At 57.9% G+C, this 23,040-nt stretch carries 21 protein-coding genes; 11 read left to right on the plus strand and 10 right to left on the minus strand.

What is annotated here, in order from left to right:
• Positions 1-113 precede the first annotated feature (113 nt).
• Complete coding sequence (locus ACR0LN_RS12635; protein WP_480430067.1) at positions 114-1,337, minus strand: argininosuccinate synthase; 1,224 nt, start codon at positions 1,335-1,337, stop codon at positions 114-116.
• Positions 1,338-1,514: 177 nt separating this feature from the next.
• Between ACR0LN_RS12635 and ACR0LN_RS12640 the strand changes: the two genes are divergently transcribed.
• A complete protein-coding gene (locus tag ACR0LN_RS12640; protein WP_480430068.1) occupies positions 1,515-2,219 on the plus strand; it encodes a hypothetical protein in 705 nt (234 codons plus the stop codon).
• 58 nt (positions 2,220-2,277) lie between these two features.
• Positions 2,278-3,504, plus strand: coding sequence for a threonine ammonia-lyase IlvA (gene ilvA, locus ACR0LN_RS12645; protein WP_480430069.1), 1,227 nt, complete (start codon positions 2,278-2,280; stop codon positions 3,502-3,504).
• Here ilvA and ACR0LN_RS12650 read toward each other — a convergent pair.
• The gene (locus ACR0LN_RS12650) at positions 3,501-3,830 is read right to left on the minus strand and encodes an Hpt domain-containing protein (protein WP_480430070.1); all 330 of its coding nucleotides are present in this window, start codon (positions 3,828-3,830) and stop codon (positions 3,501-3,503) included. The genes ilvA and ACR0LN_RS12650 overlap by 4 nt on opposite strands.
• 156 nt (positions 3,831-3,986) lie before the next feature.
• On the opposite strand from ACR0LN_RS12650, the gene ACR0LN_RS12655 reads away from it, so the two are divergent.
• Entirely contained in the window at positions 3,987-5,258 is a 1,272-nt protein-coding gene (locus ACR0LN_RS12655; protein WP_480430071.1) for a PP2C family protein-serine/threonine phosphatase, read from the plus strand.
• On the opposite strand, the gene ACR0LN_RS12660 is transcribed toward ACR0LN_RS12655, so the two are convergent.
• A complete protein-coding gene (locus tag ACR0LN_RS12660; protein WP_480430072.1) occupies positions 5,255-5,701 on the minus strand; it encodes an NUDIX hydrolase in 447 nt (148 codons plus the stop codon). The genes ACR0LN_RS12655 and ACR0LN_RS12660 overlap by 4 nt on opposite strands.
• 76 nt (positions 5,702-5,777) lie before the next feature.
• Here ACR0LN_RS12660 and hslO point away from each other — a divergent pair, with 76 nt between their 5' ends.
• From hslO to ACR0LN_RS12700, 8 genes are all read left to right on the plus strand, one after another.
• Positions 5,778-6,755: an Hsp33 family molecular chaperone HslO gene (gene hslO, locus ACR0LN_RS12665; protein WP_480430073.1), complete on the plus strand. Its 978-nt coding sequence runs from the start codon at positions 5,778-5,780 to the stop codon at positions 6,753-6,755.
• The gene (locus tag ACR0LN_RS12670) at positions 6,739-7,344 is read left to right on the plus strand and encodes a CoA pyrophosphatase (protein WP_480430074.1); all 606 of its coding nucleotides are present in this window, start codon (positions 6,739-6,741) and stop codon (positions 7,342-7,344) included. Before hslO ends, ACR0LN_RS12670 begins: the two co-directional genes overlap by 17 nt.
• Positions 7,341-8,495: a CCA tRNA nucleotidyltransferase gene (locus ACR0LN_RS12675; RefSeq protein ID WP_480430075.1), complete on the plus strand. Its 1,155-nt coding sequence runs from the start codon at positions 7,341-7,343 to the stop codon at positions 8,493-8,495. The genes ACR0LN_RS12670 and ACR0LN_RS12675 overlap by 4 nt, the downstream gene beginning before the upstream one ends.
• A gap of 191 nt (positions 8,496-8,686) precedes the next feature.
• Positions 8,687-10,525, plus strand: coding sequence for an ABC transporter ATP-binding protein (locus ACR0LN_RS12680; RefSeq protein ID WP_480430076.1), 1,839 nt, complete (start codon positions 8,687-8,689; stop codon positions 10,523-10,525).
• Positions 10,522-12,354 (plus strand): ABC transporter ATP-binding protein, encoded by a 1,833-nt coding sequence (locus ACR0LN_RS12685; RefSeq protein ID WP_480430077.1) that lies wholly within the window; start codon positions 10,522-10,524, stop codon positions 12,352-12,354. The genes ACR0LN_RS12680 and ACR0LN_RS12685 overlap by 4 nt, the downstream gene beginning before the upstream one ends.
• Before the next feature lie 57 nt (positions 12,355-12,411).
• Entirely contained in the window at positions 12,412-13,641 is a 1,230-nt protein-coding gene (locus ACR0LN_RS12690; RefSeq protein WP_480430078.1) for a class I SAM-dependent RNA methyltransferase, read from the plus strand.
• A gap of 20 nt (positions 13,642-13,661) precedes the next feature.
• Positions 13,662-14,447 carry an ion transporter gene (locus ACR0LN_RS12695; protein ID WP_480430157.1) on the plus strand — a complete coding sequence of 262 codons (786 nt, stop codon included), beginning with the start codon at positions 13,662-13,664 and terminating at the stop codon, positions 14,445-14,447.
• Between the two features lie 64 nt (positions 14,448-14,511).
• Positions 14,512-15,030, plus strand: coding sequence for a L,D-transpeptidase family protein (locus tag ACR0LN_RS12700; RefSeq protein ID WP_480430079.1), 519 nt, complete (start codon positions 14,512-14,514; stop codon positions 15,028-15,030).
• On the opposite strand, the gene ACR0LN_RS12705 is transcribed toward ACR0LN_RS12700, so the two are convergent.
• The 7 genes from ACR0LN_RS12705 to cysQ all read right to left on the minus strand — a co-directional run bounded on the left by ACR0LN_RS12705 (position 15,014) and on the right by cysQ (position 23,032).
• Positions 15,014-16,459 (minus strand): nodulation protein NodH, encoded by a 1,446-nt coding sequence (locus ACR0LN_RS12705; protein ID WP_480430080.1) that lies wholly within the window; start codon positions 16,457-16,459, stop codon positions 15,014-15,016. The two genes, ACR0LN_RS12700 and ACR0LN_RS12705, sit on opposite strands and share 17 nt — an antisense overlap.
• Positions 16,460-16,465: 6 nt before the next feature.
• Positions 16,466-18,166: a DUF5927 domain-containing protein gene (locus ACR0LN_RS12710; protein WP_480430081.1), complete on the minus strand. Its 1,701-nt coding sequence runs from the start codon at positions 18,164-18,166 to the stop codon at positions 16,466-16,468.
• Complete coding sequence (locus tag ACR0LN_RS12715) at positions 18,163-19,149, minus strand: glycosyltransferase family 2 protein (protein WP_480430082.1); 987 nt, start codon at positions 19,147-19,149, stop codon at positions 18,163-18,165. The genes ACR0LN_RS12710 and ACR0LN_RS12715 overlap by 4 nt, the downstream gene beginning before the upstream one ends.
• A 185-nt stretch (positions 19,150-19,334) precedes the next feature.
• Positions 19,335-20,375, minus strand: coding sequence for a glycosyltransferase family 2 protein (locus tag ACR0LN_RS12720; protein ID WP_480430083.1), 1,041 nt, complete (start codon positions 20,373-20,375; stop codon positions 19,335-19,337).
• A gap of 7 nt (positions 20,376-20,382) precedes the next feature.
• On the minus strand, positions 20,383-21,366 hold the full coding sequence (gene galE, locus ACR0LN_RS12725) for a UDP-glucose 4-epimerase GalE (RefSeq protein ID WP_480430084.1): 984 nt from the start codon (positions 21,364-21,366) through the stop codon (positions 20,383-20,385).
• 68 nt (positions 21,367-21,434) lie between these two features.
• Positions 21,435-22,235, minus strand: coding sequence for a 3-deoxy-manno-octulosonate cytidylyltransferase family protein (locus tag ACR0LN_RS12730; protein ID WP_480430085.1), 801 nt, complete (start codon positions 22,233-22,235; stop codon positions 21,435-21,437).
• Positions 22,235-23,032 carry a 3'(2'),5'-bisphosphate nucleotidase CysQ gene (gene cysQ, locus ACR0LN_RS12735; protein ID WP_480430086.1) on the minus strand — a complete coding sequence of 266 codons (798 nt, stop codon included), beginning with the start codon at positions 23,030-23,032 and terminating at the stop codon, positions 22,235-22,237. Before cysQ ends, ACR0LN_RS12730 begins: the two co-directional genes overlap by 1 nt.
• Between the last annotated feature and the right edge of the window lie 8 nt (positions 23,033-23,040).

A 23,040-nucleotide genomic window follows, 5' to 3' on the forward strand; every position in this document is an offset into this window, starting at 1 on the left:
ACGGGCCGACCTCTTGCAGGGCCGACCCGTTTTCTCTGTTCAATCATGACGGCAATACTACGGCAAAGTTGCGGCCAGAGCGACCATTTCAACTTTTTCGTGCTTTGCCGCAACTATTTGAGGCGCTTGTCCCGCGCGGCCAGCAATTTCAGGCGCAGCGCGTTCAGTTGGATGAAACCAGCCGCGTCTTTTTGATCATAGGCACCGGCGTCTTCCTCAAACGTCACGTGTGCCTCGGAATACAGCGAGTGATCCGACCAGCGGCCCACGGTTGAGGCCAGACCTTTGTACAGTTTCACGCGCACGGTGCCGGTGACATGTTCTTGCGACTTGTCGATGGCGGCTTGCAGCATCTCACGCTCGGGGCTGTACCAGAAGCCGTTATAGATCAGCTCGGCATATTGCGGCATCAGCTGGTCTTTCAGGTGCATCGCGCCGCGGTCCATGGTGATGGACTCGATACCGCGGTGTGCTTCCAACATGATGGTGCCGCCGGGTGTCTCATAGATACCGCGCGATTTCATACCAACGAACCGGCCTTCGACCAGATCCAGACGGCCAATGCCGTGTTTGCCGCCATATTCGTTCAACTTGGTCAGGATGGTCGCCGGGCTCATCGCCTCGCCGTTGATGCTGACCGGATCGCCTTTTTCAAAACCGATCTCTATAAACTCGGGCTCGTTCGGCGCATCCTCAGGGTGGACGGTGCGCTGATATACATAGTCAGGCGCCATATCGGCAGGGTCTTCCAGAACTTTACCTTCGGAAGAGGTGTGCAGCAGGTTGGCGTCGACCGAGAACGGCGCCTCGCCGCGTTTGTCCTTGGCAATCGGGATCTGGTTCGCCTCGGCAAACTCCAGCAGCTTGGTGCGGCTGGTCAGGTCCCATTCACGCCACGGCGCAATCACCTTGATGTCAGGGTTCAGCGCATAAGCCGCCAGTTCGAACCGCACCTGGTCATTTCCCTTGCCGGTCGCGCCATGCGCCACGGTATCTGCTCCGGTTTCCTGCGCAATCTCAACCAGACGTTTCGAGATCAGAGGCCGCGCGATCGAGGTGCCCAGCAGATACAGGCCTTCATACTGTGCGTTGGCGCGGAACATGGGGAAGACGAAGTCGCGGACGAACTCTTCGCGGATGTCTTCGATATAGATGTTTTCGGGCTTGATCCCCAGCAGCTCGGCCTTTTTGCGGGCGGGCTCCAGCTCTTCACCCTGACCCAGATCGGCGGTGAAGGTTACGACCTCACAACCATACTCGGTCTGCAGCCATTTCAGGATGATCGAGGTATCAAGGCCACCGGAATAGGCCAGAACAACTTTCTTGGGCGCGGACATCTGACTTCCCCTTATGCGTAGAACGCTTGGCCCCTAACGGGTTTTGAAAGCGGGGGCAAGTTATCTGCGTTGACGCAGGGTGGGAATTGGGGTGAAACGGGTGCAAAGAGAACAAGGATTGGTTGAGAGAGCGGTTTTAGGATGTTGAGTTGGCGAATTTTCAAACATGCGCTTGGAATGATTTTCAATGATTTCGGCACAGCTTTGCGCGTTTCATCTCCTGTAATTGCGGTGTCCTTGCTGGGAGTGGTTTTGTTCGTCGTGAAAGGACCAGCATTTGTAACTGGAGAGCAGGGAATTAACGGTGGAGTTATTCCGCTCGCAGTTATGAACTACGTCGCTGCGCTGTGGGTCGCTGTTGGATGGCATCGCTATTGTTTGTTGTCAGAATACCCAGACAAAGTTTTTCCCGCGTTTAATGGATCGCGCGTGTTGGCTTACTTCGGTTGGGCACTGCTGCTGGGATTGATTCTTCTTGGAATGGCCATTGTTTTGGGCGGGGTCGTTTACGTCGTTGGAGGGCTTGGATCAGGTTCTATTTCACTGCTTGGTGGCGCGATTTTCACCGTTGGTCTAATCTTCGTTCTCTGGGTCACGCAACGGCTGAGCCTGATACTTCCTGCAAGCGCAGTTGGGAACACGATCTCAATCTCTGAGTCTTGGCACGCGACCCAATCGATCGCGTCGGCAATTCTTGTGGTACTTTTGTTTTTCTTTGCGTTTAGCTTGGCTCTGGGCTTCCTGGTAGGTTTCTTTGGTGCTTTTTCAATGTTTCTGGGTTTTGTTTTCCAGGCCGTCGTAAACTGGATGATTGCTATGGTTGGACTGAGCATTTTGACCACGTTCTATGGAGTATGTGTCGAAAAACGCGAACTCGCCTAACCCGCGTACACATATGTATTCCTTGCTCTTATCGCACTGATGCGGCACTGAAACGGTCATGACTGATTTCATGACCCGTGCCCGCGCTGCCGAACAGGCGATGCGCACTGTGTTTCCGGCAACGCCTTTGCAGCGGAATGCCCATTTGTCTGACCGTTATGGCGCGGATATCTGGCTCAAGCGCGAAGACCTCAGCCCGGTACGGTCGTACAAGATCCGTGGTGCGTTCAACGCCATGCGCAAGCAGCAGGGGCAGGAGCTGTTCGTCTGTGCCAGCGCGGGCAATCATGCGCAGGGCGTGGCCTATATGTGCAAGCATCTGGACGTGAAGGGTGTGATCTTCATGCCGGTGACCACGCCGCAACAGAAAATCCAGAAGACCCGCATCTTTGGCGGTGACAATATCGAGGTTCACCTGACCGGTGATTATTTCGACGACACTCTGGCCGCCGCGCAGAAATGGTGCGCGCAGCAGGGCGGGCATTTCCTGTCGCCCTTCGATGATGAGGATGTGATTGAAGGTCAGGCCTCATTGGCGGTTGAGATCGAGGCCCAGTTGGGCGGTTTGCCAGATCACGTCATCCTACCAGTGGGTGGGGGTGGCATGTCCTCGGGCGTGGCGACGTGGTTCGGGGACCGCACCCATTGCCTGTTTGTCGAACCCAAAGGTGGGGCCTGCTTGCACGCGGCGATGGCGGCGGGGCACCCGGTGGCGCTGGATCATGTGGACAATTTCGTCGACGGCGCGGCGGTGGGCAAGATCGGCGCGAAACCGTTTGAGCTGCTCAAGGATCGCCATCTATCAGATGTGTATGTCCTGTCCGAGGATCGCATCTGCACCACCATGATCGAGATGCTGAATGTCGAAGGCATAGTGCTGGAACCGGCGGGCGCGCTGGCGATTGAGGCGCTGGGCGATATTCAAAGTTTCATTCGTGGCAAAACCGTCGTCTGCGTGACGTCAGGTGGAAACTTCGATTTCGAACGGCTGCCCGAAGTCAAGGAACGGGCGCAGCGCTATTCCGGCGTCAAGAAATACTTCATCCTGCGCTTGCCGCAGCGCCCCGGCGCGTTGAAAGAGTTTCTGGGCATTCTCGGCCCCGAGGACGACATTGCCCGCTTCGAATACATGAAGAAGTCGGCGCGTAATTTCGGCTCGGTCCTGATCGGGATAGAAACCCGCAAGCCCGAAAACTTCGCCCGCCTGTTTGCGCATCTGGATGAGGCCGGGTTTACATATACCGACATCACCGAAGACGAAACGTTGGTGCAATTCGTGATCTAAATCAGGTTCGTAGCCCGTTCGCTCAGGAACACGGCTTTTGACTGGTCATAGACTTTCAGGATCGCCGGCAGATCAACTTCGGCCGCGTTGCCGGTCGCGGCTACACGCTCGCCGTCCTGACAGAGTTTGGAAAACCGGTCGAAACCAAGGCTCAACGCGCTGCCCTTGAGGAAATGCATGTTCTGTTCGAACTCAAGCCGGTTTGTGTCCTTGTGCAGCCGGTCGATGGTTTCCTGCACCTCGTCCAGAAAGATCTGCACCACCTCGTCAAATTCGCTGGCGCCGACCTCATCCCGTAGCTGTCTGACCCTGACCCAGTCGATCATGTTCGGCCTCTCCACACATATCGCGACCTGACTTGGGTAACGCCAGACCGGTAAAGGGCAGGTTAAGCAGTATGAAAAATCCGCCTTCACGGGATGTTAAACCCGGGCGCGCTAGGGTCGCCGGGTTCCGTTGGGGTTACAGTGCAGAGGGTTCAGGTGGCAGAAGGCAGTCAGGCAGAGACCAAGGCAGAGCTGGATTTTGGCGCGATCCAAAAGGTGCTGGTCGTCGATGACAGCCGCCTGCAACGTCGAATTCTCGTGGCGTCGTTGAAAAAATGGGGCTTCGAAGTGCTTGAGGCCGACAGCGGTGATATGGCCCTTAAGATGTGCGCGGGTAACCCGCCAGATCTTGTGCTCAGCGATTGGGTGATGCCGGGGATGAGCGGGCTGGAATTTTGTCATGCCTTCCGCGCATTGGAGAGCGATCAGTACAGCTATTTCATCCTTCTGACCTCAAAAAGCGAAAAGCAGGAGGTGGCGCGGGGACTGGACGCGGGCGCCGATGATTTCCTGATCAAGCCGCTTGAAGCTGATGAGTTGCGCGCGCGCATTTCGGCCGGGGCGCGCATTCTGGATATGCAACGCGAGTTATCCCAGAAAAACCGGATGATCGAATCCGCGCTTGAGGAATTGCGCGTGGCGCATGATGCGATCGACAAGGATCTGATGCAGGCGCGGAAAATACAAAACTCGCTGGTACCGGAGTTGACGCGCGCGTTCGGAACGTCTCGGGTCAGCCTGTTGCTTAAACCCTGCGGTCATATTGGCGGTGATCTGGTGGGGATGTTCTCGCCCGGGGTCAACCGGCTGGGGTTCTACAGCATTGATGTGTCGGGTCACGGCATAACCTCGGCGATGATGACGGCACGGCTGGGCGGGTATTTGTCCAGCAACCATTTTGAACAGAACGTGGCCATGGAAAAGCGGTTCGACAAATTCTATGCGCTGCTGTCGCCCGAGCAAGTGGCCGAAATGCTCAACTCTCGTCTGATGGCGGATGCGGGGGTCGAGGAATACTTCACCATGGTTTACGCCATCGTCGACCTGCGCAACGGGCATCTGAAAATGGTGCAGGCGGGACATCCTCACCCGCTTGTGCTGCGCCAGGATGGCAGTACCGAATTTCTGGGCGAGGGTGGTCTGCCCATCGGTCTGCTGCCGGATGTCAGCTTTCAGCGGATCGAAACCTATTTGAAACCGGGCGATAAACTGCTGCTCTATTCGGATGGGTTCACCGAATGCAGTCTGAACGAAGGTGGGTTGCTGGAAGAAGAAGGCCTGCGGAACATGGCCCTGGAATGTGCGCCGGGCCGCAGCGGGCCAGAGTTCCTTGACGATATGTTCTGGCGTCTGACTCAAGCCATGACGCCGGGCAGCGGCATGGATGACGACGTCTCGGCCGTGTTCTTTGAATATAACAGGCCTTAAAGCCCGTTCAGGTGCATTGCGGCAAAATGCCGATCGCCTTCATTGCCCAGCATCTGCACAGCAGCCACGCTGTCCATCCAAATCGCCTCGTGAAACTCTTCACGGGGTGGCCCCATCCGGCGCACGGGACGGGCGCTGTAGATCATGCAGATCTTCTCGGCCCACAGATCGTATTCAGGCATATAGGTGAACCGCCGGAACGCTCCGATCCGACGGGGTGCGGCGATCAGCCAGCCGGTTTCCTCTAACACTTCGCGGTGCAGGGCGGTGATCGGGGATTCACCGGGGTCGATGCCTCCTCCTGGCAACTGTAATTCAGGGTTCAGGCCATCGTCGTACCACGTGACCAGCAGATCCTTTCCCTGTGGCAGCAGAGCGTAGACACCCGGCCTGCGTGTATACGTTCGCCCCGTTTCCGGGGTTTCACCAAACCGTCTGATCATGTATGGCCCCTTACAACCCAATCTCTGCGACCTATATGGTGCCGGTATGCCAACCCGTGGCGTGTAAGGAAACCCCATGTCTCTTGGAACGAAAATCGCGTGGGACGACACCGTCCTGCCCTTTCAACTCGATGTATCGGATATGCGCGGCCGTGTGGCCCGTCTGGATGGCGTGCTGGATGGCATCCTGAAGCAGCACGACTATCCAGAAAAGGTTGAGGCCCTGGTGGCCGAAATGGCCCTGCTGACCGCTTTGATCGGCCAGACCGTTTCGCTGCGCTGGAAGCTGTCGTTGCAGGTTCAGTCCAAAGGTCCGGTGCGCATGATTGCCACGGATTACTACGCGCCGACGGAAGAGGGTGAGCCGGCCCGCATCCGCGCCTATGCGAGTTTCGACCGCGATCGCCTGACTGACGGTGCGCCGTTCGATCAGGTGGGTGAGGGCTATTTCGCCATCATGATCGACCAGGGTGAGGGCACGCAGCCCTATCAGGGCATTACGCCGCTGGCCGGTGGTTCGATCTCGGCCTGTGCCGAGGCGTATTTCGCCCAATCCGAACAGCTGCCGACGCGGTTCTCGCTGAGCTTTGGCAAGTCGACCGAACCCGGCGTCGGTGAACACTGGCGCGCGGGTGGGATCATGTTGCAACACATGCCCAAAGCCTCGCCCTTTGCGGCGACTGGCGAGGGCACGGGTGATATCCTGACTGCCAATGACCTTGTCGACGGCGAAGAGGGTGAAAATTGGGGCCGCGTCAACATCCTGCTGGATACGGTCGAGGATCTCGAGCTGATTGGCCCGTCCGTGGCACCGACCGACCTGTTGATCCGGCTGTTTCACGAGGAACAGCCGCGGGTTTACGACGCCCAGTCGGTTCAGTTCGGGTGCACCTGTTCGGAAGAGCGTGTGCGGCAGAGCCTGTCGATCTATTCGGCCAAGGACATCGAAAAGATGACGACGGCCGATGGCAAGGTCACTGCAGACTGCCAGTTCTGCGGCGCACACTACGTGTTGGACCCAGCCACGGTCGGTTTTGATGCGGACGACGCCTGATCCAACAGACCTGCTGCGGGCGGCCCTGCGCCGCCCCGGCCACGGGTCGAGCGATTTCGACTTGAACCCAGACACCGTTCTGCCGGAAAATCGCAAGCTGCGCCCGGCTGGGGTGTTGGTTCCGATTATGTTGGCGGGCGGTGAACCGCGACTAATCCTAACGAAACGCTCCTCGGCCCTGAAACACCACCCGGGTCAGATCGCGTTTCCCGGCGGCAAGCAGGACGAAGGTGATGCGGATGTGACCGCCACCGCGTTGCGGGAGGCGCGGGAAGAAATCGGTCTTCCGCCCGAGTTGCCCGAGATCATTGGGCATTTGCCCACCCATGAAACGGTGACCTCGTTCAACGTGACGCCGGTGGTGGCGATCCTGCACAAACCATTCAAGGTGGTCGCTGAGCCGGGCGAAGTGGACGAGGTGTTCTCGGTTCCGCTTGAACATGTGCTCAACCCAGCGAATTATATTGTTGAATCGCGCCGGTGGCGCAGTCAGAAACGGAATTACTTCACGGTGCCGTTCGGCCCCTATTACATTTGGGGTGCGACGGCCCGTATGTTGCGGGGATTGGCCGCTCGGGTGAGTGAATGACGCAGATATCTGAGGCTTGGGTTTCTGACCCGGCCACACAAAAAGTCTGCTTGGCGCTGACAGATGCCGGGGCGCAGGCCCTGTTTGTGGGGGGATGTGTCCGCAATGCGCTGTTGGGCGCGCCGGTCTCAGACATTGATATCGCCACCGATGCGCATCCCAAGCGTGTGATGGAGCTGGCACAGGCGGCAGGATTGAAGGCGATCCCAACGGGAATCGATCACGGTACGATCACCGTGGTCAGCGGTGGCGCCCCACATGAAATCACCACCTTTCGCCGCGATGTGGAAACCGATGGCCGCCGGGCCGTCGTGGCCTTTTCTGACAAGGTGGAAGAAGACGCCGCGCGCCGCGATTTTACCATGAATGCGATCTATGCGCGGCCCGACGGCTCCATTCTGGACCCGTTGCATGGGCTGCCGGACCTTCAGGCGCGGCGGGTACGGTTCATTGGAACTGCGGCAAACCGTATTCGCGAGGATTACTTGCGTTCGCTGCGCTATTTCCGGTTTCACGCCTGGTATGGGGATGCCGAGGCAGGGTTTGACCCGGATGCATTGGCCGCGATTGCAGCCAATCTGGACGGCCTGGCCGGGTTGTCCCGTGAACGGGTCGGCGCGGAATTACTGAAACTATTGGGCGCACCGGATCCCGCGCCTTCGGTTGCCACAATGCGGCAGACAGGTGTGCTGGCTCAGCTTTTGCCGGGGGCCGAGGACCGCGCACTGGCGCCCTTGATCGCTTTGGAGGAACAGGCCAGCGCCGCGCCCGAGCCGATCCGCCGTTTGGCCGCCATTGCAACACCCGAAATCGCCAAGACCCTGCGCCTGAGCAAGGCGCAGCTGCAACGACTGACCCGGATGCGGGATGAGGCATCGGGCACAGCAAGTGTGGCCGAACTGGGCTTTCGTTACGGTGAAGAGGGCGGTTTGCACGAAACCCTGCTGCGCTGCGCCTTTCTGGAACAGCCCTGGAGCGAAAATCTGCGCCAAGCTCTGCAAAAAGGGGCCGCCGCTGAATTCCCTATTAAATCGACCGACCTGATCCCCGATTTCACCGGCCCCGCGCTGGGCAGGAAACTGGCCGAGCTTGAGGCCCGCTGGATCGATTCTGGCTTTACCCTGACCCGCGAGGACTTGCTGGGTGAATGACCCAAAGTCTCAAAAGGGGATGACAAATCAAAATCTTTGTGGTTACGTGCGGCTGTCACATGAATGGAGGGATGCGAATGTATTACGGGATCTGGGACAGCTAAAGCTGGAACACATTGACCCGTAGCGGTGGCGTTCTGGCGCCATCTTTCTTCGCATGACCTATCTTCTGCTCAATCGGAGCACTCTCCATGTTTCGCTATTTCGAAAACCTCGTTGACCCTTTTGCTGACTATACCGAGACCGACACGCCGCCCACGCGGTTGTGGCCGTTCATGCTGGATTATTCCCGCCCGTTCAAACGCGTTTTCTTCTGGGCTGCTCTGATCTCGATCGTCGTCGCGGCGGTTGAGGTTGGATTGATCTACTATATGGGGCGGGTAGTTGATCTGTTGTCTGGCCCGCCTGCTGAAGTCTGGCAGGCGCATGGCACCGAGCTGATCCTGATGGCCGTCTTTGTTCTGCTGCTGCGGCCTATGTTGCATGTGGTCGATGTGCTGCTGCTGAACAACACGATCCTGCCGAACTTTGGCACCATCATCCGCTGGCGCGCGCATAAGCACGTATTGCGGCAGTCGGTGGGGTGGTTCGAGAACGACTTTGCGGGCCGCATCGCCAACCGGATCATGCAGACGCCCCCCGCCGCGGGTGAGGCAGTGTTTCAGGTGTTCGACGCCATTTCATTTTCGTTGGCCTATCTGATCGGGGCGGCGATCCTGTTGATGGCAGCTGATCCACGCCTTCTATTGCCGCTGCTGATCTGGTTCGCGCTCTATGCCTTATTGGTGCGCTGGACAGTGGCGCGGGTTGGTCCGGCGTCCAAAGCTGCGTCGGACGCACGTTCGGCTGTGACGGGTCGGGTGGTGGACAGTTATACCAATATCCACTCGGTCAAGATGTTCGCCCATGATCAACAAGAGCTGGACTACGCCCGCGAAGCCATCGCGGAAACGCGCCGTACTTTTCAGATTGAGATGCGCATTTTCACCATCATGGATTCCGTTCTGGTCACGCTGAACGGTCTTCTGATCGTAGGTGTGGTCGGCTGGGCGATTGCCCTGTGGATGCAGGGCAGTGCCTCGGTTGGTGTGGTTGCTGCGGCGACGGCCCTGACCCTGCGGCTGAACGCAATGACCGGATGGATCATGTGGGCATTGACCAGCTTCTTTCGCCAGCTCGGTGTTGTGGCCGAAGGGATGGAGACGATCGCGCAGCCGATCGATTTGCTGGATGCACCGGATGCGAGGCCGTTGCAACTGACCAACGGGCAGATCGACATCCGTGACCTGTCGCACCATTACGGGCGCAAAACGGGCGGTCTGGATCACATCAACCTGACCATTCAACCGGGTGAAAAGATCGGTCTGATCGGGCGGTCCGGGGCAGGGAAATCGACTCTGGTCAAGCTGCTTTTGCGGTTTTATGACGTAGAACAGGGTGCGATCCTGGTCGACGACCAGAACATCGCTGGCGTCACACAGGACAGTCTGCGCAGCCATATTGGCATGGTGCAGCAGGACAGCGCATTGCTGCATCGTTCTGTGCGCGACAACATTCTTTATGGTCGCCCCGAGGCGACCGAGGAACAGATGATCGCCGCTGCCAAACAGGCCGAGGCGCATGAGTTCATCCTTGACCTGCAGGACCCGCAGGGGCGCACCGGCTATGACGCGCATGTGGGCGAAAGGGGCGTGAAGCTGTCCGGGGGTCAAAGGCAGCGGGTAACGCTGGCGCGGGTGATCCTGAAAGACGCACCGATCTTGTTGTTGGATGAGGCGACATCTGCCCTAGATTCCGAGGTCGAAGCGTCGATTCAGGAAACCCTCTACGGCATGATGCAAGGTAAAACCGTGATCGCCATTGCCCACCGGCTGAGCACTATTGCCCAGATGGATCGCATTCTGGTCATGGATGGCGGCCGGATCGTGGAACAGGGTGGGCATTCCGAATTGCTGGCGCATGGCGGTCTTTACGCTCAGTTCTGGGCGCGGCAATCTGGGGGCTTCCTGAACCCGGAGGCCGCGGAATGAAGGTTGCCGACCTGATCAACCCTTTCAAAAACACCGAAACGCCCCCGCCGCAAACACTGGGGGCGTTTATCCGCTGGTGCCTGTCCGGCGCATGGCCGATGATTTTTGTTGCTGCCTTTTTCTCGGCTTCGGCAGGTGCGTTGGAGGCGGGAACTGCGTGGATGTTGGGTCTGGTGATCGATGTGACGACTCAGAGCGGGCCCGAAGGCTTTCTGTCTGGAGATAACCTGTGGATGATCCTTGGTGTTGCGGTGTTTTTCATGCTGCTGCGCCCGATGTTGTTTGGCTTGTCGGCGTTTTCCAACAACTACGTTGTAATGCCCAATATCCCACCTCTGGTTCTGGCCAAGTTGAACCGCTGGACGCTTGGTCAGTCGGTCACTTATTTCGATGACGACTTCGCGGGGCGGATCGCGCAGAAACAGATGCAGACGTCGAATGCGCTGGCCTCGGTCGTGTCGGAAACGATCAGTGCGATTGTATTCGCCCTGGCCTCGCTTGCGGGTTCTTTGCTTTTGTTAGGGTCTATTCATCCGCTGGTGATGCTGCCTTTTGCGGCGTGGCTGACGGTGTATTTCCTGCTGATCCGCTGGTATCTGCCGCGCATCCGTGTGCGGTCCGCCGCGCGGGCCGGGGCGCGGGCGATGGTGTCGGGGCAGGTGGTCGACACCATTACCAACATCAAAACCGTCAAACTGTTCGCCCATTCCGCGTTCGAGGATCAGGCCGCGCGCAATTCGATGGTCGACCTACGGGAAAAGATGCTGGCCTTCGGCAAGCTGTCTGCGAGTTTCCGCTTTATCCTGATGGTGCTGGCCGGTGTGCTGCCGGTGATGCTGTTGGGCGCAACGCTGCTGCTGTGGCGAAACGGAGCTGCAACGGCGGGCGATATCGTGGCGGCGGGTGCGGTTTCGATCCGCATCGCGCAGATGACGGGATGGGTCAGTTTCACGCTGATGGGGCTTTACGCCAATGTTGGTGAGATCGAGAACGGCATGAAGACGTTGGCCAAGCGCGACCGGGTTGAGGACGTGGCGAATGCAACGGCGTTGACCGTCAACAAGGGCCAGATTGAATTCGACCATGTCAGCTTTGCTTATGGCAGGGACGTCGGCGGCGTTTCGGACGTCAACATGGTCGTACATCCCGGTGAAAAGCTGGGCATTGTCGGGGCTTCGGGCGCAGGGAAATCGACCTTGGTTTCGCTGTTGCTTAGGCTCTATGATGGGGAAAAAGGCGCAATTCGGATCGACGGGCAAGATGTGGCACAGGTGACGCAGGACAGTTTGCGCAGTCAGATCGGCATGGTCACGCAGGAAACCGCGATGTTCAACCGCTCGGCCCGTGAAAACATCCTGTACGGTCGTCCCGACGCCTCTGAGGATGAGATGATCGCGGCGGCGAAAAAGGCTGAGGCGCACGACTTTATACTCAGCTTGCAGGACGCCCATGGCCGCAAGGGCTATGACGCGCATCTGGGGGAACGGGGCGTTAAACTGTCTGGTGGACAGCGGCAGCGGATCGCATTGGCTCGCGCTATTCTCAAGGATGCGCCGATATTGGTGCTGGATGAGGCGACCTCGGCGCTGGATTCCGAGGTCGAAGCCTCGATCCAAACCGCGCTGCACAGGGTGATGCAGGGTAAGTCAGTTCTGGCGATCGCGCATCGCCTGTCTACACTCAGCGAAATGGACCGGATCATCGTTCTGGATCAGGGGCGAGTTGTTGAAACCGGAACGCATGAGGTGCTGTTGGAACAAGGCGGACTCTATGCCCGGTTCTGGCACCGCCAGTCGGGCGGGTTCATTCAGGCCGAAGCGGCAGAATAAAGCGCAAAGCGCGCTAAGGGGTTTTGTTGGACGTAAAGCCCCGGTATCAGGCCCCCTATGACGCAGCAGTTCACCATTACCCGCTTGGGCCATCAGGGCGACGGCATCGCCGATGGCCCCGTTTACGCGCCGCGCACCCTGCCGGGTGAGGTGGTCAGCGGCAGTCTCGACGGGCAGGTTCTGACCGATATCCGTGTCGAAACGCCTTCGGACCAGCGGGTCAAGGCGCCCTGTCGCCATTACAAAGCCTGCGGTGGATGCCAGCTGCAGCACGCCGCAGATGACTTTGTGGCCGACTGGAAGGTTGAGGTGGTGCGCAACGCGCTGGCCGCGCAGGGGCTCGATGCCCCGATGCGGCCAATTCACACGTCGACGGAACGGTCGCGCCGTCGTGCGACCATTGCTGTGCGTCGGACCAAGAAAGGCACGTTGGCCGGGTTTCATGGCCGCGCGTCGGACACGATAACCGAAATCCCTGATTGCCGACTTCTGGACCCCGCGTTGATTGCAGCCATTCCGGTGGCTGAGGCGCTGGCCGTCTTGGGCGGCAGCCGCAAGGGTGTGCTTGCGGTAACGCTGACCCTGTCAGAAGGCGGGTTGGATGTGGCCGTCAAGGGCGGCAAGCCTCTGGATGGACCGCTGGAACTGGCCTTGGCGCAAGCGACCGAGAAACACGGCCTTGCTCGGCTCAGTTGGGATGGTGAGGTCATTGCCATGCGTGAACCGCCGGTTCAACGTTTTGGCGTGGCAGGAGTGGTGCCGCCCCCCGGTGCATTCTTGCAGGCCACCAAAGACGGGGAACAGGCTCTATTACAGGCCGTCTTGCAGGCCACGCAAGGTGCCAAGCGGGTCGTTGATCTTTTTGCTGGCAGCGGCACCTTCTCACTTCCTATCGCACAAACCGCCGAGGTGCATGCCGTTGAAGGTGAAGCGGCGATGACGGAAGCTCTGGATCTGGGCTGGCGTCGCGCGCAGGGGATGAAGCGAGTTACGGTTGAAGCGCGAGATCTGTTCCGACGCCCACTGATGCCGGATGAACTGAAGTCCTTTAACGCGATCGTCATCGACCCGCCTCGGGCCGGGGCCGAAGCACAGGTTGCGGAACTGGCGCCGGCACAGCGCCCCGTGATCGCCTATATCTCATGCAACCCAGTGACCTTCGCGCGGGATGCAAAAACACTGGTAAATGCAGGCTATACCCTTGAATGGGTGCAGGTTGTGGACCAATTTCGATGGTCATCACATACCGAACTTGCCGCGCGGTTTGTAAAAAGGCCCGGATCATGAGCACACAGGAGAATGTCACGATGGGATTCAATCAGCGCCTGCTGAGCATCATTGAAAATCCCAGCTTTGGCCGGTTCATCACTGCTGTCATTATCTTCAACGCTATTTTGCTGGGGATGGAGACCTCTCCGACCCTGATGGAGGCCGCCAGTCCCCTGATCGTCACATTGGATAGCATCTGTCTGGCGATTTTCGTGGCCGAGATCGCCATGAAACTGGTGGCGACGAGACAGCGATTCTTCACCAGCGGTTGGAACGTGTTCGACTTTATCGTGGTGGGCATCGCTCTGGTCCCCAGCGCGGGCGGGCTGTCGGTGCTGCGGGCGCTGCGAATTCTGCGGGTTCTGCGCGTTATCTCGGTCGCGCCGCGGTTGCGCCGGGTGGTCGAGGGCTTCATCTCGGCCCTGCCGGGTATGGCCAGCGTGTTCCTGCTGATGGCGATCCTGTTCTATATTGGCGCGGTGATCTCGACCAAGCTTTTCTCGGCATCATTCCCCAATTGGTTCGGTGATCTGGGCCTGTCGGCTTACACCTTGTTCCAGATCATGACACTGGAAAGCTGGTCTATGGGCATCGTCCGCCCAGTGATGGAGGTCTATCCCTATGCCTGGCTGTTCTTTGTCCCCTTCATCATGGTCACCACCTTTGCGGTGGTGAACCTGCTGGTCGGTCTGATCGTGAACTCGATGCAAGATGCTCACCACGCAGAGGATGAGGTGAAAACCGATGCCTACCGCGATGAGGTGCTGGAGCGGCTGGAAAACATCGAACGTCGCCTGACCGAGCAACAACACAGCAAAAAGTGATTTAAGTTTTTCGGCTTTTTGGCATAATGCTGAAAAAAAAATGAGCAGTAGCAGGCAGTGAAACATGGATCGTCGAGCATTTGGATTGGGCGCTATGGCAACGCTGGGCCTTTCGGCCTGTGCCTCAGCGGGCCCTCGATTTCTGACATATGATGGCCCCGAGGTGACCTCTTTGGTCATCAACAAGGGCGCGCGGAAGATGTATCTTCTGCACCACCAGAGCATTCTCAAGGAATACAAAGTTGATCTGGGATTTGCCCCGACCGGCACCAAGACGCAGCGCGGAGATGGCCGCACGCCCGAGGGCAGCTATCTGATCGATCGTCGCAACCCCAACAGCCGGTATCACCTGTCTCTGGGGATTTCTTACCCGAACTCGCAGGACATTGCGCTGGCCGAGGCAGCGGGGGTTGATCCTGGAGGCGACATTTTCATTCACGGGCAACCAAAGAAACGCTCGGAGCGGAAACGCGCCAAGAAGACTCCGGATTGGACCGCAGGCTGCATCGCCGTCAAGAATGACGAGATGGAAGAAATCTACGCGATGGTGAACAAGGGCACATTGATCACGCTGCGCCCCTAGGCGGTTTCCAGTCTCCGAACCCGAATTGCATATAGTCGCGCTGGTAGGCGTCGGTCGCCAGCGCTTCTAGCTCCGCGTCATAGATATCACTCAGTTCGAATGGGACGTCCGGTTGACATTGCCCGGGAACTGGCGGGTTTTGATGGCCCATGCGACGCGCCAAATCCGGCAGAGCTGTTGCAATTTCTTCTTCTCGCAGGATCAGATCAGGTATGGAAAACGTGGCCATACCGTCCAGAATTTGAGATTGGCTCGCCCACACTCCGTCGACCCGCACCGGTGTTTGTCCGGCAAGGTTCTGACGCAGAAAGGTCAGGAAGCCCGAAAAAGCCTCATAATGCTGTTCGACGGGATAATTGTTCTGGCGCAATTGGCCCGGGATAGGAACCTTGAAACTGTTGCGCAGCATATTGCGGATTTTCAGATACGCGCCGGTTTCGGTGCTTAGGATATAAGAACAGAAGGCCGAATGTGCCCGTGCCAAAGGGTGCCGAAGCACCGAGAACTTTCGGTGCCCTTGATGGCTCTGAAGCCAGCGCCTCATCTGTTTTCGGTTTTGGTTGATGATCAGTTTGTCGGTGTCGACCTTGTCCAGATCCGCCAGCCATTGGACGATCGAACACTCTATCCCCCCGCGTATCGGCAGATAAATCAGGGGGGTTTCCGGGGTGGCAACGTAACTGCCGATCGCCGGGCCGCGACGCGGTTCGAAATTTGGCGTCCGGTGCAAGTTGAAACTGTCGATACCGGCCAGGGCACGTTCGGTTTCCTCGGGATTTGTCACCTTGGACAAGGCCGGCTCGGGGTTTTGCGGCTTGATCGTGTCGTCAATCGCTGACAACCGCGCCTTAACACCCAGCCATTTGGCCAGACCGTTCAGCACTTTCAGATCGGTGAGATCGTCATAGGCGATATAAAACCCGGTCTGCCCAGTTTTTTGCAACGTATTGAGCAGCAGGAATTGAAACTCCTGCTGTTGATCCAGGTATTTTTCGAATTCCTGAGCATCAAACTCAACCTGAGCTTCGCGGCGGCGTTTGACGTTCTTGAGCTGCCACTGTTTGGTTTCACGTGCGATTTTTAGAGAAACATAGCTGTCCAACGGGTTCCGCGTCAGAATGATCTTGGCGCAGCGGGGATCGGTCAAAGCATGCTCTAACACGCGGGGATCGTGCCCCTGAAACAAGCGAAACCCATTCAGTTGACCCTCGGCCGACTTTATAGCGTGCACCAGTTTCATGGGGTCGCTGTCGCGTTCTTCCAACGTCACGCCAAGAAGACTTTCGGATTTGAGGCGGCCGATGAAATAAGGGTTGAACGCTTCGCCATGACACGCAACGCCTTCCAACGCGTTCAGGTTGAATTCCAACAGGTTTGACCCGGTGCGCATGGCGGCGAGAATTATGAAATAGTCAAATCTGGATGTCATGGTGGGCTACTGCACCAGGTAAGGTTTCTTGAACGGTCGAACCCGCGATCCGAACACATCATCGGTGGGAAAGTCCCCCATCAGGTACGGGTGCATGCCTTGATTCTTGAGGTTCTGCAGGAATTGCCCAAAACCCGAAAGGTCGACCATAACCGGGGCCTGGGTCAGGTGGCCGGCATGTTGGGTGCCGATTTCTTCGATTACGGTCTGCAATGGCTCCATCGGAGATTCCACAAACTCCGCCAGCGACCATGTACGCACGCGAGCCTTGGTCCAGACCGAGTTCAAAACGTCGAGCTGCTTGGTTTCGATCTGCTGCAACCGCGCGGCCTCATTACGGATATCAGCGAAATTCATGTTCGACCGAAACAACGGGATCGCCCATGCCCCGGTAATGACCGATATCTGAGCGTTCTTGTCGCGCGCCAGAAACCAGTTGATCTGTTGGGTGTCCGCTGGGCCGAATTGAAAACACTGCCGCTCGCCGCGCGTGTTCCAGATCAGGTTCGAGACAAAGGCCGTCGGATTATAGTCCCGCAACACGGCGCAATCGCTGAGCGCACCATAGGTAATGGTCTCACCCTCGGAAAACTCCGCCCGCTCGGGGGCGAAAAGATGCCCGTGCACACGTGCGCCGGTCGCTTCCTTCAGCCAGGGTGAGAAATCTTCGAACAGTTCGGCAAAGCCCTGAAATACAGAATAAGGGAATGAGGTGAGCCCGTTTTCACTACCGTGGCGCGGAAAGCGGCTTTGCATATACAACCCGTCGCGCCCGCGCGTCCGACGTTCAACCGCCTTGGAAAACACCCTGTCGATCTTACCGGGGTTGGGTTCGGCAGGCCGCATTGCGAAGTTTTGGTCGGTCAAAAAGGCCTGATACAGACGATCCGCCCGCGACCAGATTTTGCGCGCCACAAAACAATCGGATCGGCGCAGAAGCTGCAGATGGTCATCATAAAAGATGTGAGGCCGCCCCTGATAGTCGAACTTCGATAGTGTCAGAGAGCGGCTTTCGATGTGGGTGGAATACAGCCGCGCCAGCGTTTGGAAATAGCTTTCATCCGGAATCCAGACATGGCGAAAATACCGGTCATAAATCTGACGCTTTGGATCCTGCAGAATGGCCGACAGGGTTTGGCGGGTCAGGCACCACCACTGGCTGCCCATATGCGGCACCAAGCCCTCGGGGATTTTGCGGCGCATGCCGACCGTACGTTGGAATTTTACGTAGGCATCAAACAGTTTGCGGTTTCTCCGCCAAGAAAATGGAAATCGCAGCGTAAAGCGTTCTTGATCCAACCCGCCAATTGTCCAGCTGACATCAGCGGTTGTGGCGCTTTCAATGAAATCGACGCGGGGTCGATCGGCGATGTAGGCTATCAGCTCATCCACTGGTCGCAACGGAAGGCAAGCACCGGACGAGAGATAGACGTGGCGCACATCCGCAAAGCTTTCCAGCATCAGTTCCGACGCGGATTGTGAGGCGGCCACAATCCCCCAGCCGCCCCATTCGCAGGTATGACGCTCAGAATACCGGATCAGGGGGTCGTCAGCCAACGAGGCAGTGAAATCGGAATAAATGCTTTCGGGTACTTTGCGGTCTACGTGAATCACCACCGGACAGCCCGATGCCGTCCAGTGCCGCGCCACCTGCTCTGCCCGGTGCAAGGCAGTGTGCACAAGCATTACGACGCCCAGACTGCTCATGCCCAATCCCCTTTTGACATGAGGCCCAAAATCTCAAGCTGGCGCCAGTTTATGTATTTTTCGGACCACTCACAGCGAAAAATCGGTTTGTCATCGAGATGGTCAGCGTAGGCTCGGTACTCGGACGAAGCGCCGAAATGTTGGCCGCGCTGCAATTCTTCGCGCGCCTTTTCACCCAACGTGTCGATCAGTTTGGCGTGCAATAAAGCACCGCTGAGTTTCTCTCCGCCCCATTCCTCGTAGACCTGGTTCAGCCCGCGCGGCAGCAGTGCGTGGGTCGAGCTGACATAAACATAGCGGCGGTGCCATTTCACCAGCGGTATCTTGTTCAGGGCGGGCGCTTTGGACGGCCTGTCCCTGAAGAACACACGCGCGCGGGGGCCGCCTTGTATCCACAGGTTGTGATAATCCGGGTTTTTGCTGATCACATAGTTCCCGGCATCGAACCAATTCGCGATTTTAAACGGATCCTGCCCTTCGTGATAGGGTTCTTCGTCAACCGCACCATTGGGATACATATCGATCAACATCGTGCCGAAACTGCGCACGCCGGTGATATCCAGCCAATCTGTCAAGGCGCGCAGGGGGCGCGTGTCGCAAAACGGGTAGACAAAGAATTCATCCGGATCGAGGGTCAGAACCCAATGCTTGTGGGCATATTTCCGCAGCAGGTAGTTCGACCAGTCCAGCCCGTAGCCCGCCTTTTTATAGCTCGCTTTGGCGCGCCAGAAGGAAACGTCACTCTGGGCAGCGAGAAAATCTCGGGTGCCGTCGTCACTGTCATTGTCCACAAACAGGAAATGGTTGACGCCCAGCTTGCGGTAGTAGTCCAGAAAATAGGGCAGGCGGATTTTCTCGTTGCGTACAACGCTTACCAAAAGGATATCGTCGCTGCGAATGGCGTCAGTTTTGTTTTGGACCGGCTCCAGCTGCCGGCGTTTTCGCAGACATCTCAGAAGACGGCGCTTGCGCCGCAACCTCATTCGATATGAATCCAACAGGCTCACGCGACTGCCCATCCCCTATTATAACGCGAGCGTGTCCGGGGCTGGTTCAAGCCAGAGTGGTGCCGGACAATTTCCGTTTTATGCCATTTTTTTCTGTTTCGGGGCAATCAATTTAAATCTCGTTAGTTTGGGCCGGATATGCCGCAGTTTCGCGCAGCGCATCACCATCCTCCGGAATTCATCAGGCCCAGTTCCTGCAAATCTTCCCAGCCGATGTACCGTGCCGACTGATCGGTCCACATGTCCGGTTGGCCGACAATATCGTCGTAATAGCCAGTGAACTTATCCGGGTCGTGAAAATGCTGCCCCCGTGCCTTTTCTATCCGTGACTCCTCAACGATGTTGGGCAGGAATTTTGTGTGCAGCAACACTCCTGACGGGGATTCACCTAAAGGCCAGTCATAGGCCGCGTTCAGATGCCGCGGCAGGGCAGAGTGGCAAGAGATGACGTAAGCGTATCGCCGGGACCAACGTATCAGAGGAATTTTGTTCAGGGTTGGTGACTTTCGGGGGTCGTCCGAGAAAAACACCCTCTCTCTGGCACCGCCCTGTAGCCAAAGGTTGCCCATCGGGCTTTGCCTTTGGGCGCGGTACGGTCCGGCGTCGAACCAACTGACGACCTTAGTCGGATCGGTCAGCGGATCATAGGTTTGCGTACCCAATCGGCCTTTGGGATAGAGATCCAGCATCAGCGCGCCAAATGCTGTTTGCCCTTGTTTGTCCAGCCAGTCTGTCAGATCGCACAGAGAGCGTGTGTCATGATGGGCGTAGATCAACAACTCGTCCGCATCCACCATCAGCGTCCAGTGGTTGTGACCATAACGCATCTGCAACCAGGTCAGCCACAGAACGCCGTAACGGGACGCGCGATAGCTGTCGTGGGTCTGCCAGAGGGACACATCGGGTTGATCCAGCAGGTACTCAGCCGAACCATCATCGCTGCCGTTGTCCACGATCAGGAAATGATCGACACCAAGCCCGCGGTAATGGTGGAAGAACCAAGGCAGGCGGGTGATCTCGTTGCGCAGAGTGATAAAGGCCAGAATCGTACCGGGCTTGATCAGGTCGGTCTGGTTCTTGAGGCTGGTCAGTTGGTGACGGCTGCGAAAGGATTGCCACAGCAGCCGCCGCCGTTTCAGGCGCAACCGGTATTTCTGCACCCATCCGATGGCCGGAAGAATTTCGGTGCCTTGTCCCGTCACACACGGCTCATTTTTCGTAGTGACCGTTCTGGTGCCAGCGCCATGCGTCGCCGATCATCGTCTCTAACGTTGATCTTTTTGGCCTCCAGCCAAGCTCTTCTCCGGCACGGACCGAGCCTGAGACCAGTTTGGTACAATCCCCGGCGCGGCGGGGGCCGATGGAATAGGGCACTTCGCGATTGGTAACGGTTTTGGAATGGCCGATCACCTCCATCACTGAAAATCCGGAGCCGGTGCCCAGATTGAACACCCGGCTGCCTTTAGCCTGTTCCAGCCAGTTCAACCCCAGAACATGGGCGTCAACCAAATCGCAAACATGCACGTAATCGCGGATGCAGGTTCCGTCGGGTGTGTCGTAATCGGTGCCGAACACGGTCAACCCGTCGCGCTTGCCGTCAATCGCGTCCAGCATCAGCGGCACAAGATGGGTCTCGGGGCGGTGGAATTCACCCACCTCGCTCTCCGGATCGGCTCCGGCGACGTTGAAATAGCGGAAGATCACGTGGTTGAGCCCGTGCGCGGCCTCGAAATCACGCAGGATATCCTCGATGGCCCGTTTCGAAGCGCCGTAGGCGTTTAGCGGCAATTGCGGTGAATCTTCGTCCAGCACCACGTTGTCATGCTCGCCGTAGGTGGCGCAGGTCGACGAGAACACGAAGTTCAGGCATCCAGCGGCTACGGCGGCTTCAATCAAGTTGAGCGATCCGGTGACATTGTTGGACCAGTACCTGCCGGGCTGGGACATCGCCTCGCCCACCTGGCTGAGGGCTGCGAAATGCATCACAGCGGCGGGTTGGTATTTGGCGAAGACCTCATCCAGCCGGGCGCGATCCAACAGATCGCCGTGCTCGAAAGGGCCGAATTTCACGGCGTCCTGCCATCCGGTGATCAAGTTGTCATAAGTCACGGGTGTATAACCCGCCTGAGCCAGCGCCTTGCAGGCATGGGATCCGATATATCCGGCACCGCCGGTTACAAGTATGTTTGTCATCTATCGTCCAAATCAAATAAACCGCTTGGCGATCAGGCTGGGTTGGCTTGGGCCGTGCGAATTTCCAATCACTCCAGCCCCATCGCGGCCATCATTTCCTCAAGTTTGGGAACGTCTTGCGGGTTGTTCAATTCCCAGAACTGGCGGCCTTTCGCTTCGACTTCGACGCACAGAACCTTGCGGCCGTTTTCCATGAAACGCAGCTGTTCCAGCCCCTCCAGCTGTTCCAAGGGTCCAACCGGCCAGGTGGGATAAGCGGCCAGAGCATCGGGGCGATAGGCGTAGACGCCGACATGGTGGAAAACCGGGGTCGCGTCGTTGCTGGCATAGGTTTGCGCGGTAAACGGAACAACTTCTTTCGAGAAATACATGGCGCTGTGATCGGCGGCGAATACGGCCGTGGTGCCGCCGACGCGCCCATGCTTGCGATCATTCAGCAGGCTGTTCAGCGCGTCGCCATCGCAGCGCAGTACTGGCGTTGCAACTCCGGCCTCGGGTGCGGCCCGCAGACCGGCGACCAGATCTTCGACGAACCAATGCGGGGTCAGCGGCGCATCGCCCTGCAGGTTCACAACGATCTCGTATCCCGCGCCCAGGTTCGCATGGGTTTCAGCGCAGCGTTCGGTGCCGTTCTGACAGCTTTCCGAGGTCATCACCACCTCGGCCCCAAAACCCTCGGCCGCCTCACGTATGCGTTCGTCATCGGTGGCAACAACAACCTTGTCGACGCCAGAAACGGAACAGGCGGCGCGCCAGGAACGTTCGATCAGCGTCATTGCCTTACCACTGGCCCCGGTAAGCGGAACCAGCGGCTTGCCCGGATAACGGGTCGAGGCATAGCGGGCGGGGATGGCGATCAGAACGGACATCAGGCTTCCTTCAGCTCAACACCCGGAGCGTAGGCGATGAAGAACGGGTTTGCATAGCCGTCCTTGCCATAGGTCAGTGGGGAATGGTCGTCAAAGCGCACAACCTCACCGCCCGCACCCGTCAGCACTGCATGGCCCGCGGCGGTGTCCCACTCCATCGTACGGCCAACACGGGGATAGAGGTCAGCCTCGCCCGTCGCCACCAGACAGAATTTCAAAGACGAGCCCGCGCTCTTGCTGTCCTGAACCTTATACTTGTTGATATAATCCTCGGTGGCTTGATCCCGGTGCGATTTGGAAGCGACGATCATAAGCGCAGAATTGTCCGGTTTAGATACTGAAATCGGTGTAGTGTCCCCGATCTGCGCCTTGTTCAGCAGGCCGGTTTCCTCAACCGATTGACCGTCGGCCTGCGTGTAGAACATTCGCCCCTTGGCCGGAGCGTAAACCACGCCACGGGTTGGAATACCGTTTTCTACCAGCGCGATGTTCACTGTGAAATCACCGCGGCGTTTGATGAACTCCTTGGTACCGTCCAGCGGATCGACGATCAGGAACGTGTCACCCTTTTCGGAATGCGAAGCGGCCTGTTCCTCGGTCACGAGCAAGACATTAGGGAAAGCCTTGCGCAGACCGTGAGAGATCAGCGCATCGGCGGCTTCATCCGCTTCGGTGACAGGGCTGGAGTCGGATTTGACCTTAACGTCGAAATCATCGGAGTTGTAGATCTCCATGATCTTGTCGCCCGCTTCCAGGGCCAGACGTCGGATGACGGGAATTAGGGCGTCGTAGGTCACAAAAATGC

It is taken from the genome of Ruegeria sp. AA6, from assembly GCF_056542865.1.

Excerpts from the sequence above, each read along its gene's own strand:
- ACR0LN_RS12670 (WP_480430074.1), top strand. The coding sequence starts at position 6,739 with ATGCGGACGACGCCTGATCCAACAGACCTGCTGCGGGCGGCCCTGCGC.
- hslO (WP_480430073.1), top strand. The coding sequence starts at position 5,778 with ATGTCTCTTGGAACGAAAATCGCGTGGGACGACACCGTCCTGCCCTTT.
- ACR0LN_RS12680 (WP_480430076.1), top strand. The coding sequence starts at position 8,687 with ATGTTTCGCTATTTCGAAAACCTCGTTGACCCTTTTGCTGACTATACC.
- ACR0LN_RS12650 (WP_480430070.1), bottom strand. The coding sequence starts at position 3,830 with ATGATCGACTGGGTCAGGGTCAGACAGCTACGGGATGAGGTCGGCGCC.
- ACR0LN_RS12690 (WP_480430078.1), top strand. The coding sequence starts at position 12,412 with ATGACGCAGCAGTTCACCATTACCCGCTTGGGCCATCAGGGCGACGGC.
- ACR0LN_RS12660 (WP_480430072.1), bottom strand. The coding sequence starts at position 5,701 with ATGATCAGACGGTTTGGTGAAACCCCGGAAACGGGGCGAACGTATACA.
- ilvA (WP_480430069.1), top strand. The coding sequence starts at position 2,278 with ATGACTGATTTCATGACCCGTGCCCGCGCTGCCGAACAGGCGATGCGC.
- ACR0LN_RS12700 (WP_480430079.1), top strand. The coding sequence starts at position 14,512 with ATGGATCGTCGAGCATTTGGATTGGGCGCTATGGCAACGCTGGGCCTT.
- ACR0LN_RS12685 (WP_480430077.1), top strand. The coding sequence starts at position 10,522 with ATGAAGGTTGCCGACCTGATCAACCCTTTCAAAAACACCGAAACGCCC.
- ACR0LN_RS12635 (WP_480430067.1), bottom strand. The coding sequence starts at position 1,337 with ATGTCCGCGCCCAAGAAAGTTGTTCTGGCCTATTCCGGTGGCCTTGAT.
- ACR0LN_RS12705 (WP_480430080.1), bottom strand. The coding sequence starts at position 16,459 with ATGACATCCAGATTTGACTATTTCATAATTCTCGCCGCCATGCGCACC.
- ACR0LN_RS12730 (WP_480430085.1), bottom strand. The coding sequence starts at position 22,235 with ATGTCCGTTCTGATCGCCATCCCCGCCCGCTATGCCTCGACCCGTTAT.
- ACR0LN_RS12715 (WP_480430082.1), bottom strand. The coding sequence starts at position 19,149 with ATGAGGTTGCGGCGCAAGCGCCGTCTTCTGAGATGTCTGCGAAAACGC.
- ACR0LN_RS12640 (WP_480430068.1), top strand. The coding sequence starts at position 1,515 with ATGATTTTCAATGATTTCGGCACAGCTTTGCGCGTTTCATCTCCTGTA.
- ACR0LN_RS12710 (WP_480430081.1), bottom strand. The coding sequence starts at position 18,166 with ATGAGCAGTCTGGGCGTCGTAATGCTTGTGCACACTGCCTTGCACCGG.
- galE (WP_480430084.1), bottom strand. The coding sequence starts at position 21,366 with ATGACAAACATACTTGTAACCGGCGGTGCCGGATATATCGGATCCCAT.
- ACR0LN_RS12695 (WP_480430157.1), top strand. The coding sequence starts at position 13,662 with ATGGGATTCAATCAGCGCCTGCTGAGCATCATTGAAAATCCCAGCTTT.
- ACR0LN_RS12675 (WP_480430075.1), top strand. The coding sequence starts at position 7,341 with ATGACGCAGATATCTGAGGCTTGGGTTTCTGACCCGGCCACACAAAAA.